The sequence below is a fragment of the Variovorax sp. OK212 genome (assembly GCF_900112425.1).
Lineage (GTDB): Bacteria > Pseudomonadota > Gammaproteobacteria > Burkholderiales > Burkholderiaceae_C > Variovorax.
In genome coordinates this window covers 133,960-146,718 of sequence record NZ_FOLP01000012.1, presented here as the reverse complement: position 1 = coordinate 146,718, position 12,759 = coordinate 133,960, and the positions used below count along the sequence as shown (strand labels likewise).

Here is a 12,759-nt window from a genome sequence, read left to right as displayed (position 1 = left end):
TGATCTAGCCTAAGTACTCACAACGGCATCGACGTCTGACTGCACGATTGCGCCGCTACGAAGCAGGTGTTCGATTTCACCGGCTGTATAGCCAAACTCGCCGAGAATCTCTTCGCTATGTTGCCCAAGAATAGGCGGAGCGCGGTGAATGCTGCCAGCTTTCAAAGCGTCCATTCGTATCGGCGATCCAACCTGACGAATCTTCCCAAGCACGGGGTGGTGAATTTCTTCAATAATTCCAGTTGCTTTAACTTGCTCGTCCTCAAACACGGCCTGTATGTCATTGATCGCTCCAGCGGGTATGCCAAGTGCGACCATATCGGGAATCCACTCTGCCCGCTGTTTCTGGTCGAGACGGTCTTCAATGAGCGTCTTTAACTCGTTCCTGTTGGTGATTCTTGCTGCGTTATCTAGAAATTTATCGTCCTTAATTAAGGGCTCCAACGAAAGGAGTCGGGCCAACTTCTCCCACTGCTGTTGGGTTGCTGCTCCGATATTAAGCAATCCATCCTTTGCTTGAAACGCTCCATAAGGTGAGATCACGGGATGTACGTTTCCCGAGAGTTGCGGGACCTCGCCAGCAGACAAATACCGCTGTCCCTGCACGCTCAGCAAACCAACCAGACTTTCGAGCAACGAGGTTTCGACCCGTTGCCCCGAGCCGGTGGAACTTCGCTGGTAGAGAGCAGCAATGACTCCAAGTGCTGCCCACATGCCTGACGTAAGGTCGCCGATGGCGACTCCAACTCTTTGAGGCCCGGAACTTGGCGTTCCAGTAAAGCTCATGAATCCGGCTTCCCCTTGCGCAATCTGATCGAACCCAGGCCACGTTGCCTTCGGCCCCTTCGATCCGTAGCCAGTGATGCTTGTCCAGATTAATCTCGGATTGATAGCCCGCGCGATTTGCTCACTGATGCCAATATTCTCGACAACCCCGGGCCGAAAGTTTTCGACGACCACATCGGAGCTCTCGATCATTTTCAACAAAGTCTCCTTGCACGAGGGGTCTCGAAAATTAAGCGCCAAGCTTCGCTTGTTCCTGTTGCCGGACAGGTAGTAAATACTCTCCCCGTCCTTGAATGGTCCCCATTGGCGAATCATGTCTCCGTGCGGAGCCGGTTCAACCTTGATCACATCGGCACCTAAATCGGCGAGGATCATCGTGCAGAATGGCCCTGACAAGGCCCGCGTCAAGTCTAAAACTTTGATTCCAGAAAGCGGTAGGGATTTCATAATTTCCGTTGGCGTTGAATCCATACTTTAGATGGGTCGAACCTGTTGGTGGATAGAATCTTTTGATATGGGTATCGCGGCTAGGTATGGATGATTTGGCGCGCAACGGGGAAGTACTCTGTTAACCCTCCACTGCGTCAAGGCTGCCTTCCATGGTTCAAGGGGAGCGAAAAAGCCGCCGGCCCTTTCGGGCCGGCGGCTTTTTTCATGCGGTTGACCCGTCCTGATCTGGGTTGACGCCTTTTCCCTCAAGAAAAGGCAAGTCAATGGAATCAGGCGTCAAACGCACGCAGCGGGACTACACGCTGGCTTTTAAGCTGTCGGTGGTCGATCAGGTAGAAAAAGGCGAGCTCACGTACAAGCAGGCTCAGGCGCGCTACGGCATCCAGGGCCGCTCGACGGTGCTGGTGTGGCTGCGCAAGCATGGCCGCCAGAGCTGGGGTTGGGCATCATCTGGGCTGCCCATGCCAGTACCGATCAAGAAATCCTCATCTGCACCCACTGCACCACTGACCCCCGAGCAAAAGATCAAGGCCCTCGAAGTCCAGCTTCGCGATGCCAATGAGAAGGCTCAGCTGTTCGAAGCGGTGATCAACGTCCTGAAGAAGGACTACGGGGTGCGCATCGTAAAAAAGCCTTCGGGCAAGTCCTCACGCAAGAGCTCCTCCCGGGGCTGAGCGTGACGAGGGCTTGCCGCCATTGGGGCGTCAGCCGCCAAGCCTACTACCAGCAGTTGCAGCATCAGCAGCAGCGCTGTGCGCGCGCCGACACGGTGATCGAGCTCGTTCGGGAGGTGCGCTTGCGCCAGCCCCGGTTGGGCGCACGCAAGCTGCACCATCTGCTCAAGCAGCCGCTGCAGCAGGCGTTGTAGATCCGATTGCCAATGAAGCCAAAGGCATTGCCGGTCAGCACAGGCATCTTCTTGAGTACGGAACCCAATGCCATGCCGGTGGCGACGACGTTAGCCTCCGTCAGGCTGCCACGAACCACCTCGAGCAGCTTCATCACATTGGCCGGACTGAAAAAGTGCATGCCCACCACGTCTTGCGGACGCGACGTTGCCGCCGCGATCGCATCGACGTCCAGATAGGACGTATTGGTCGCGAGCACTGCGCCGGGCCGTGCGTGGGCGCCGATCTGGCGAAACACCGCCTGCTTGACGGCGGGGTCCTCGAACACCGCTTCGATCACCAAATCGGCCCCCTGCAGCTGCCTCCACTCCACAGTGGGAGTCAGGCGCGCCAGGTTATCGGCCGCCTTCTCAGCCGCCATCTTGCCCGCCGCCACGCGTCCCTGATAGTGCCCAGTGACGCGCTCGCGGCCGCGCTCGAGTGCGGCGCCATCTTGTTCCAGCAGCAGAACGGACAGGCCAACGTCAAGCGCGGCAATCGCGATTCCCGCCCCCATCGTGCCGGCACCGACCACCGCAACTGTACGCACCGGGCGCGGCGGTGCCTGCCATTTTTCGGGCAGCTTGCTTGCGTCGCGCTCGGCCTTGAACTGGTAGCGCAGCGCGCGTGCGGCGGTGGTCGGCATCAGGCCGAGGAAGAGCTCGCGCTCCTTCTGCAGGCCCTCCTCGAACGGCAACGCCGACGCAGCAAGCGCGTCGAGCAACGTGCTATAGGCAGGTTGTAACCTCTGGCGCATTGTCAGCTTGGCACGTTGGGCATCCACCTCGGCATGGACAGCCATGGGATCCAGAGAGCGATCTCGCACGCGTGGAAATGGCGCCCCCTGGTCGGCAGCTATGGCACGACGCCGAATCAAATGTTGACGGCGGCGTGCCGAAGAAGTTTTGTGTGGACTCGCAGGCGTCTATAGGGGGAGCGCATACGACTGTTTAACTGTCTGCGTCGGCACGTCGGTTTTCATGTTCTGAATGCCGATGTCGCGGGTCAGATTCTTACTCTGGAAGCGTCTGTAGTCCTCGATGTCCCTCGCTACGACGCGCACCAGAGCGTCGCAGTCGCCCAGCATCAGATAGCACTCAACGACCTGGGGCAACCCGGCCATCGCATCAGCGAAGCGTTGCACGGTCTTCTCGTCCTGTGCCTGCAACCAGATCCGGATGAAGAAGGTTTGGCCTACCCCTACTTTGGCGGGGTCAATCACTGCGACGTAGCGACTGATGACCCCTGCTTCTTCGAGGATCCGCACGCGGCGTAGGCAAGGCGATGGGGAAAGCCCGACCTCGCGCGCGAGATCAGTGTTCTGGATGCGGCCGTCACGCTGCAGTACCAGCAGAATTCGCCGGTCTATCGTGTCAAGTTCAATTGGCATGGTGTTGCTTGAAATCCGTAGTTTTTGGGGTTTTGGTTCGCAAAGGCGCGTCCATTGCCAGACCCGGGGTGTGGATACATAGAATGGATCGATAGGCCTTTCGTTGGCGTCCTGCAGAGCCAGGTGTGTGCGTTAGCAGGTGCTATCGAGCGCTGTGGCATTCAGATAGATGGCAGAGGACATGCCGACAAGATCGCCCCCGTATTGGAGCGCGTGATCCGGGGCCGCGGTGTTTGCTATCCAGCGGCAGTATTGTTCCAGCTGTTGAGGTTAGTGGGTTGCCTTTGTGCCCGGCAAGTGCATCGCTTGACGTGTGGGCCGCTTAAAGAGGCGCACTTCCAAAGCGATTTGGACTAGGTGGTCATGAATGCTTCAAAAACAGAAAATATTGGAATATTATTCCAGTATTCCAAATAAGACTGGTTACTTTGGCTCCAAATTGCGCACGATAGTTTCTAAGATCTCCCTGCTTGATAGCGGGATTTCGGCTCGTTCGAATCCCGAAACATTGCTTGGAGATACCCATGAACGACGATTTGTCCCCGGCCTTTGCGGTCGAGGCGTGTGCGGAGCCCGCGGAGCCTGAGGAGCGGGCACGGCAACTTCAGACCCCTGGGTTCGGCCGGGTTTTTTCGGATCACATGGCGACGATCCGATACACCGAGGAGCGAGGGTGGCACGATGCGAGGATCGCCATGAGCCGTTTCTCAGGCGTGTGGATGGGGATGAAGACGATCCAGGAAGTGGTCGAGTCCTCCGCGTCGGTGAGTATGAAGTCGCGCGCCTGCACACCGATACGACGTTCACGAGAAAATTGACCGACATGTTCGAGGGAGACGTGAGGGTCGTCCATCACCTGGCTCCGCCGCTGCTTGCCAAGACGAACGAGAAAGGGGAACTGCTCAAGAAGCCCTACGGGCCTTGGATGCGGTGGGCTTTTGCCCTGCTCACAAGGCTCAAGTGGCTGCGCGGCACCGCCCTGGACCCGTTTGGTCGGACGGAAGAGCGCAAGACTGAGCGGGCCCTGATCAGCGAGTACCGCGTTTGCATCGAAGGGTTGCTGGTGGATCTGTCATCGAAAAGGCTGCCGCTTGCGGTCGAGATTGCCAGGGTGCCGGAAGGCATCCGAGGATTCGGACATGTGAAGGTTCGCCACCTTGCGGCGGCGCGTGTGAAGCGGTCCTCGCTGCTAAGCCAGTGGCGCGGCGTAGTAGAGCAGAAACAGGCGGCGTAAATGGGTTGAGATACCCGGGCGTGCAACCAGCCAAATGCCTTGCTCCCGCCTCTCACTCCGAAACAAGCCTCACAACCAATATCTTCGGGATGGGCGGGCCGAGACACCGCGGGCCCAAGTCGCAGCATCAGTCGTCGAATTGAACGCACGCCTTGCCGAAACGTTAGCGGGGCATTCAAGAAAGGTCTTTATGAAGGAACAAAGGGAACTTCGCCCCTTAGAAGCACCCGTTGCAGCGCCACGATTCGCTTCGTGGCTGGCGACGAGGAATGATCTGACTGCCCGTTTCGTCGCGGCAGGGCGAATTCCTGGGTTGATCAATCTTGCTGGCGGGTTGCCTGAGCCGACGCTGCTTCCGGCCGAAGAATTGGCTTCGATTGCCCGCGAGGTGATCCTGCGGTATCCGCAGGATTGTCTGAGCTATATACCGACGGACGGCCTGCCGGAACTGCGCGATGCGATCGCGTCGCGGTACAGCTCGCACGCTCTCCGCCTGCGACGAGAGAATGTCTTGCTGACTTCCAGCGGTACCCAGGCGTTGGACCTCGTGGGCAAGATTCTGGTGGAGCCCGGCGGAGTGATCGCGACGCAGTTTCCCAGCTACGTCGGGGCGATGGACGCATGGAGGCCGCGGGAGCCGATGTACCGCGATCTCGTCCTGGACGATGGCGCTTTCGATTCGGGTTCAAGCTTGGCCGGAGCACAGTTTGCCTACGCCGTGCCGAACTTTTCCAACCCGACGGGAAAGCTGGTGGGGATGGCCATGCGCGAGGCGCTTGTCGATGCCACGCATCGGAGCGGTGTCTGGCTGGTCGAGGACGATCCCTACTGCACCCTGCAGTACGAGGGGGAGCGCTTGCCCAGCATGATCGAACTGTCGAGCCGGTGTTCGTCGGCCCAGTTCTACGATGGCCCTGTCCTTCATTTGGGGAGTGTTTCCAAAGAGCTCGCTCCCGGCCTGCGTATCGGCTGGGTGATCGCTGCGCCTGAGGTCATCCAGACCCTGACTGCCGCGAAGCAGGGGACGGATCTGTGTTCCAGCGGGCTCAACCAGCGGATTGTCCTCTCGGCCATGGAGATGGGGCTCCTCGACAGGCTTGCCCCGCGCATGGTTGAGCTCTACCGAGAGCGGCGCAACGCGCTTTGCTCGGCTATGTCAGACCATTTGGCCGAGTGGTTCGATTGGGAGGTGCCTGTCGGCGGCATGTTTGTGTGGGCCAGGGCACGCGATGCTTCGTTGGATACCGATCGCCTTGTCTCGGTGGGCACCGAAGCGGGCGTTCTCGTGGGACCGAGCAGCGTGTTCGATCCCTGGAGAAAGAACCACAGTGCTCTGCGGCTGAACTTCACCGCGAATTCGTCCGAGCGGCTCGCCGAAGGGGTGCGCCGCCTTGCTGAGGCAGTGCGGACGTTGTTGGGCCAACGCGCCTGACATTCGCACTGGGGAATCCCCCTTGAAAACACTTACCAGGAGAACATCGATGGCGCACGTTGTCAGCATCCACGCCCATGGCGGACCCGAGGTCCTGAAATTCGAGCAGCGGAACGTCGGAGATCCGGGGCCAAAAGAACTGAGGATTCGCCAAACCCGATGCGGTGTGAACTTCATCGACACCTATTTCCGCTCCGGCCTCTATCCGGTCACGCTGCCTTTCATCCTGGGTCAGGAAGCCGCGGGCGAAGTGCTGTCGGTCGGGACGGAGGTTACCGGTTTCCAGGTGGGGGATCGGGTGAGCTACTCCACGATGGGCGGTGGCGGATACGCCTCCGAACGCGTGATCGCTTCGGATGCAGCCTTCAAGGTGCCTGAGTGGGTCAGCGACGAAGTTGCGGCGGCCTTGACGATGAAGGGGCTGACGGCGCACATGCTGCTGCGTCAAACCTTCAAGGTGGTTCCGGACACGGTCATGTTGGTCCATGCGGCCGCAGGAGGCGTCGGCACGCTTCTGTCGCAGTGGGGTTCCTATCTGGGGGCTACCGTGATCGGAACGGTCGGGTCTGATGACAAAGTCGAAGTGGCTCTCGCCAATGGTTGCCGTCACGTCATCGTGTACTCCCGTGAGAGCTTCGCAGACCGTGTCAAGGACATCACCAAGGGAGAGCTTTGCGATGTCGTCTATGACGGGGTCGGCAAGACCACCGCGATGGGCTCGCTGGATTGCCTAAGGCCTCGGGGCATGTTCGTCAGTTATGGCAACGCCTCTGGGCCCGTCGAGCCGTTCAGCATGCTTGAGCTGGCCAAGCGCGGATCGCTGTTTGCTACGCGGCCGATGATGCCGCACTACGCGTCTACCGAAGCCAAGCGCGACGCGATGGCCGCGGAGTTTTTCGGTGCGCTCAAGGATGGCGGCGTGAAGGCGCCGCCGATCAAGCGGTTCGCGCTGAGTGATGCGGCGGATGCCCACCGAGAACTCGAAAGCCGTCGTACGGCCGGTTGCCTCGTGTTGGTTCCCTGAGGCCCTGCGCCAGAGTGATCGAACCAGGAACTCTCGATATATCGCCAAGGGAGATCGTACGCCCAGGCCCATTCTGGGTCGGTTGTTAATCGGGTCAGAGATCGATGGAATCCAACATCCTGCCCAATGAAGCATTCATCCGTGCGCCTTCCACTTGCGTAACGCCTCGGTGATCGGTCCGGTTTTGAGTGCGCTCACACGCCGCTTTTGGCCATTTCGTTAACTGCCGGAGTTTGGTCAATCGCTCCGAGCGAAACGTCTCGCATGCCTTCGTTGAGGCGATTCAGGAAGTGCACGAGTGTGACCTTGTCATCGAACCGGAAGCCATCCAGGGCCTGTGTGTAGAACTCGTAGATCTTGGGTTGCAGCTCGTTCCAGGCTTTTTTGCCTTCTGGGGTCAACACCACCTTCTTGACGCGTCGGTCAGTCGTGTCCGCAACGCGGAGCACATGGCCATCCCGTTCCAGCCGCTTCAAGAGGCCGTCCAGGCTTTGCCGACTCACGAAAAGATATTCCACAAGGTCTGAGAACGACATGCCAGTGATCACCTGTGGGCGCGACAGCGCACCCAGAACCGCCCAGTGCACCGGTGAGATACCCAGTTCTTTGGTGGCCTGGCGGTCAAGTGTGTTTCCGGTCTGGAACAGCCGGAAGAACAGCCGGTTGTGGATGGCGGAAACCGACTGCTCGTACGTGGGTTCACTGGGAAAAGTCACGAGATTTCTCTGGTCCATGTAAAGGGAAAAAAGATCGTACCTGATACCTCATTTTGATTCCGCTGAGAGAGTTGATCAGTTTTACAAATATGTCAAGTGTATGATCTAGTTTATCGAGTGCAAGAGGTGATGATCCCAGAGATTGTCTGGTTGATTCTGAGGACTGCCTATGAAAATCACTGAAAAAGCATCCTCCGCGCAAGTGTTTACCCTAGTGCTTCGAAAACTATATATCAAGTACTTGACGTAATATCCAGGGATTGGCACCATTCAAGCACTTCGACAACGCATGCATGAATGCCATGACTTCCTACCCCCACCTGTTGAGCCCGCTGCGCGTTGGAGGCGTTGAGCTTCCGAATCGCATGGTGATGGGCGCCATGCATACCCGTTTGGAGACCTTGGACCGGCCGCAGGAACGCCTGGCGGCGTTCTACGCAGCGCGTGCCAAGGGAGAGATCGGACTCATCCTGACGGGTGGCTACTCCCCCGTGCCTGAGGGTGTGATGGATGAAGGCGGCCTGGTGCTCGACGCGCCTGAGCAACTTGACGAGCACCGGTTGATCACCGGGACTGTCAACCAGGCCGGCGGTCGGATCGTGTTGCAGATCCTGCATGCGGGCCGCTACGCCAAGGTTGCCAACTGCGTGTCGCCGTCTGAGGGGAAGGCCCGCATCAATGTGTACCCGCCGCGGCCTTTGTCTACTGACGAGGTGTGGGTCACGGTGAATAGCTTCGCAAACACGGCGGTGCTGGCCGAGGAGGGTGGATACGCGGGTGTTGAGATCATGGGGTCTGAGGGCTACCTCATCAATGAATTCACCGCCGGGTTGACCAACCAGCGAGACGACGAATTCGGTGGCAGCTTCGATAACCGCATTCGCTTCCCGCTCGAAATCGTCAAATCTGTGCGGGCGCGAGTCGGTGCCAACTTCATGGTGATCTACCGCATCTCGGCGATCGACCTGATGGATGGTGGCATGACCGGGACGGAGGTGGCCGAGTTTGCGCGCAGGGTCGAGCGCGCAGGTGCAGACATGATCAACACGGGGATCGGTTGGCATGAGTCGTCGGTGCCGACGATGGCTGCGCCGGTGCCGCGCGCAGCCTGGGTGGAGGCGGTCCGCAATGTAAAGCAGGCGGTGTCGATTCCGGTGATGGCGAGCAACCGGATCAACACCCCCGAGATCGCTGAGCAGATCATCGCTTCCGGGGCTGCTGACCTTGTCTCGATGGCTCGCCCCCTGCTGGCCGATCCGGACTTCGCGAAGAAGACTCGCCTGGGCATGCCCGAAGAGATCAACACCTGCATCGCCTGCAATCAAGCCTGCCTGGACCGCATCTTTACAGATCGCACGGCAACCTGCCTCGTCAATCCCCGGGCTGGCCGAGAGATCGAATTTGAAGATGGTGAGACCACGGCACCGAAACGCTTTGCGGTTGTCGGTGGCGGACCGGCCGGCATGTCGTTTGCCCTCAACGCCGGACGACGTGGTCATCAGGTCACGCTGTTCGAGGCTGGGCCGGAGCTCGGTGGTCAGTTGAACCTGGCAAAGAAGGTGCCGGGAAAAAACGAATTCAACGAAATGCTGCGCCATTTCCGTGTAGCCCTGGAGCGCGCGAAGGTCACGGTGCACTTGGGCACCAAGGTCGATGCCGAGAACCTGGCCCAGCGTGTCAGGACGGGTGAATTTGATGAGGTTGTTCTGGCCACGGGTGTGTTGCCTCGCCAGCCAGAGATCAAAGGACTCGACCATTCAAAAGTACTGAGCTACCTGGACGTGCTGGGTGGTGGTGCCAAGGTCGGAAAGAAGGTGGCGATCATCGGCGCCGGTGGGATTGGCTTCGATGTGGCCGAGTACCTTGTGGGGAGTCATGAGGAATCGCTCGATCCGCGGCACTTCATGGATGCCTGGGGTGTCGATGAATCAATGGCAAGCCCGGGAGGCTTGAAGACACCGACCACACACGAGGTGCCGGCACGCACCGTTCACATGTTCCAGCGCAAACCGGAGTCGCTGGGCAAGAACCTCGGAAAGTCCACGGGGTGGATCCTCAAGGCCAAGTTGCGCAAGGCCGAAGTCACGATGACTGCAGGTGCCACTTATGACGCCATCGACGATGCCGGTCTGCACATCACGGTCAACGGTGAACAGCGAGTGGTGGATGTGGACAACGTGGTGCTGTGCGCCGGTCAGCTGTCGAACCGTCAACTTTTCAATGAGCTGAGTCAGCGGGGGGTGAGCGCACACGTGATTGGCGGTGCCGATGTCGCCGCTGAACTGGACGCACTGCGAGCCATCGATCAAGCGACGCGCCTTGCCGTTTCGCTCTGACCTGCCCAACTCGAACCACTCGGAAACCTAGAAAAAAGAGACCAACTATGCCTACCAAGTACGACACGGGTTTGGACAAGTGCCAGGCCAACCATCAACCGCTCACCGTCCTTCGCTTCCTGGACCGTGCTGCAGACGTGTTCCCGGATCGCACCGCTGTCATCCATGGCGATCTCCGCTACAGCTGGGCTGAGCACGCAGACCGATGTCGGCGTCTCGCACGTGCTCTGATCGGCGCCGGTGTGCAGCGTGGCGATACGGTGGCAATCATCGCGTCGAACATTCCAGCCATGCTGGAAGCGCAGTTTGGTGTCCCGATGTCGGGCGCCGTGCTGAACTGCATCAACGTACGGCTTGAACCGGCCGCGATGGCCTTCATCCTGATGCACTCCGATGCGCGTGTTCTGCTGGTGGACCAGATGTTCGCTGATGTCGCCCGCGAGGCCGTGAAGCAGTCGGGAATGCAGATCGACGTGATTGACATCCGAGGCGACGACGTGCCAGAGGCAGATCGTGTTGGGCTGGTCGACTACGAGGATTTCCTTCGCGACGCCCCGGCGAATGCAGAGCTGCGCTACCCCCGTGACGAATGGGATGCCATTGCACTGAACTACACGTCCGGGACGACGGGGAACCCCAAGGGGGTGGTCTACCACCACCGTGGGGCCTATCTGAACGCTCTGGGGCAGGTGATCTATGCCGAGCTGAGCAACGGGCAGATACCTGTCTATCTCTGGACGCTGCCTCTGTTTCACTGCAATGGCTGGTGTTACGCGTGGGCCATGGCGGCCGTGGCTGGAACCCATGTGTGTCTGCGCAAGGTCGTGCCGGAAGACATCTATGCCGCTGTGGAGCGACATGGCGTCACCTACTTCTGCGGTGCCCCCACGGTGCTGGGATCTCTGGTGGCCGGAAAGCCTGCTGACTGGCAACCTCCTGCAGGTCCGATCACGATTGCGTGCGCTGGTGCCTCGCCACCGGTGAGCATCATCCGGGCCACGCAGGCGCTGGGTTTCCGTGTGCAGCACGTGTACGGGATGACGGAGCAGCACGGTGTGAACACAGTTTGCGTCCCCCAGGAGTCCTGGTCGAAGCTGTCGGCGGATGAGCAGTCGGCGCTCATGGGCCGACAGGGCGTTCGAACCGCCGTTTCGGACGAGATGATCGTCGCCGATCCGACCACTTTCAAGCCTGTGCCGCGTGACGGCATTACGATGGGTGAAGTGCTGTTCCGCGGCAACCTGGGCATGAAGGGTTACCTCAAAAACGCGGATGCCACACAGGAAGCGTTTGCGGGCGGGTGGCACCACAGCGGTGACCTGGCAGTCGTGCACGAGAACGGTTACATCGAGATCAAGGACCGGTCGAAGGACATCATCATTTCGGGCGGTGAGAACGTCTCTTCGCTCGAAGTCGAGGAAGTTCTCTACACACACCCAGCCGTGCTGAACGCCGCCGTGGTGGCCATTCCTGACGAGAAATGGGGCGAGGTGGTTTGCGCTGTTCTGGAGTTGAGACCCGAGGCGGTTGGTAGCCTGACCCAGGACGACGTCATCAAGTACTGCCGCGCCAGGCTGGCGGGCTTCAAGTCTCCGCGTCACGTCATCTTCGAACCCATCGTCCGGACCGCCACCGGAAAGCTGCAGAAATTCAAGCTGCGCGCTCACGCAGCCGGGGTCATCGTGGCCCGAAATGGCTGATGGCTTTCATTACTTACTTACCCCAGGAGAACCGCATGCGTGGATTGAATGAAAAAGTTGCCGTGATCACCGGCGCCGCCGGTGGCATTGGTCGCGAACTGGTGCGCCGCTTTTGCGAGGAAGGGTGCCGGGTCGTTGCCCTGGACCTCAACGCCGAAGGCCTCAAAGAACTCACCGGGCAATTGGCCGCGTATTCCGAGAAGCTCTCGGTGCGGACGCTCGACATCACGGATCACGCGGCGGTCACCTCGACCATCCGTGAGATTCACGGTGTGTGTGGACGGATCGACATCCTGGTCAACAACGCCGGGTGGGATATCGCCATGCAGTTCACGGAGTCAACGCCTGAGTTCTGGGACAAGGTGATCGCGATCAACCTCAAAGGCCCGCTGAATCTGCAGCACGCTGTTGTCCCGCTGATGACCGAAGCCGGTGGCGGCAAGATCATCAACATCGCCTCAGACGCAGGGCGTGTGGGTTCTTCCGGTGAGTCGGTCTATTCGGCTTGCAAGGGCGGAATCATCGCCTTCAGCAAGACGTTGGCCAGAGAAACCGCGCGCAAGGATGTACGGGTCAATGTCGTGTGCCCGGGTCCGACCGACACGGCACTTCTGCGCTCCTTCGCTGGCGAAGGTGAATACGGTCAGAAGATCTTTGATGGCCTGAAGCGGGCCATCCCACTCAAGCGTCTGGGCCAGCCTGAGGACATCCCGGGCATGGTCGCTTTCCTCGCCAGCGACGACGCGAACTTCATCACCGGACAGGTCATCAGCGTGTCCGGCGGTCTCACCATGCATGGATGAA

The 12,759-nt window shown here is 59.5% G+C and carries 10 protein-coding genes and 2 pseudogenes; 8 read left to right on the top strand and 4 right to left on the bottom strand.

The features are described from left to right. Nucleotides 1–9 precede the first annotated feature (9 nt). Entirely contained in the window at nt 10–1,233 is a 1,224-nt protein-coding gene (locus BM004_RS27885) for a CaiB/BaiF CoA transferase family protein (RefSeq protein WP_093218361.1), read from the bottom strand. A gap of 266 nt (nt 1,234–1,499) precedes the next feature. Here BM004_RS27885 and BM004_RS27880 point away from each other — a divergent pair. After that, nucleotides 1,500–2,080, top strand: a pseudogene (locus tag BM004_RS27880) (IS3 family transposase); the annotation flags it as partial. On the opposite strand, the gene BM004_RS27875 reads toward BM004_RS27880, so the two are convergent. Together BM004_RS27875 and BM004_RS27870 are read right to left on the bottom strand one after the other, a co-directional pair. Then, nucleotides 1,975–2,769 carry a 3-hydroxyacyl-CoA dehydrogenase family protein gene (locus tag BM004_RS27875; protein ID WP_256220086.1) on the bottom strand — a complete coding sequence of 265 codons (795 nt, stop codon included), beginning with the start codon at nt 2,767–2,769 and terminating at the stop codon, nt 1,975–1,977. The pseudogene BM004_RS27880 and the gene BM004_RS27875 sit on opposite strands and share 106 nt — an antisense overlap. 279 nt (nt 2,770–3,048) lie before the next feature. Next, on the bottom strand, nt 3,049–3,507 hold the full coding sequence (locus BM004_RS27870; protein ID WP_218152737.1) for an Lrp/AsnC family transcriptional regulator: 459 nt from the start codon (nt 3,505–3,507) through the stop codon (nt 3,049–3,051). 530 nt (nt 3,508–4,037) lie between these two features. Here BM004_RS27870 and BM004_RS41820 point away from each other — a divergent pair. The 4 genes and pseudogenes from BM004_RS41820 to BM004_RS27850 all read left to right on the top strand — a co-directional run bounded on the left by BM004_RS41820 (nt 4,038) and on the right by BM004_RS27850 (nt 7,203). Beyond that, nucleotides 4,038–4,331, top strand: a complete 294-nt coding sequence (locus tag BM004_RS41820) for a hypothetical protein (protein WP_093334559.1) — start codon at nt 4,038–4,040, stop codon at nt 4,329–4,331. Beyond that, nucleotides 4,280–4,747: pseudogene (locus BM004_RS27860) on the top strand (DUF6537 domain-containing protein); the annotation flags it as partial. The gene BM004_RS41820 and the pseudogene BM004_RS27860, both read left to right, overlap by 52 nt. A 190-nt stretch (nt 4,748–4,937) precedes the next feature. Next, a complete protein-coding gene (locus BM004_RS27855) occupies nt 4,938–6,179 on the top strand; it encodes an aminotransferase-like domain-containing protein (RefSeq protein WP_093218353.1) in 1,242 nt (413 codons plus the stop codon). A gap of 49 nt (nt 6,180–6,228) precedes the next feature. After that, nucleotides 6,229–7,203, top strand: a complete 975-nt coding sequence (locus BM004_RS27850; protein WP_093218351.1) for a quinone oxidoreductase family protein — start codon at nt 6,229–6,231, stop codon at nt 7,201–7,203. Between the two features lie 194 nt (nt 7,204–7,397). On the opposite strand, the gene BM004_RS27845 is transcribed toward BM004_RS27850, so the two are convergent. After that, entirely contained in the window at nt 7,398–7,937 is a 540-nt protein-coding gene (locus tag BM004_RS27845; protein ID WP_093218350.1) for a MarR family winged helix-turn-helix transcriptional regulator, read from the bottom strand. Nucleotides 7,938–8,221: 284 nt separating this feature from the next. Here BM004_RS27845 and BM004_RS27840 point away from each other — a divergent pair, with 284 nt between their 5' ends. The 3 genes from BM004_RS27840 to BM004_RS27830 are packed head-to-tail and all read left to right on the top strand — an operon-like array spanning nt 8,222 to nt 12,758. Then, entirely contained in the window at nt 8,222–10,255 is a 2,034-nt protein-coding gene (locus tag BM004_RS27840) for an NADPH-dependent 2,4-dienoyl-CoA reductase (protein WP_093218442.1), read from the top strand. A gap of 47 nt (nt 10,256–10,302) precedes the next feature. Next, a complete protein-coding gene (locus BM004_RS27835; RefSeq protein ID WP_093218348.1) occupies nt 10,303–11,955 on the top strand; it encodes an AMP-binding protein in 1,653 nt (550 codons plus the stop codon). A 35-nt stretch (nt 11,956–11,990) separates the two neighbouring features. Beyond that, nucleotides 11,991–12,758: a glucose 1-dehydrogenase gene (locus tag BM004_RS27830; protein ID WP_093218439.1), complete on the top strand. Its 768-nt coding sequence runs from the start codon at nt 11,991–11,993 to the stop codon at nt 12,756–12,758. The last annotated feature ends 1 nt before the right edge of the window (nt 12,759 follow it).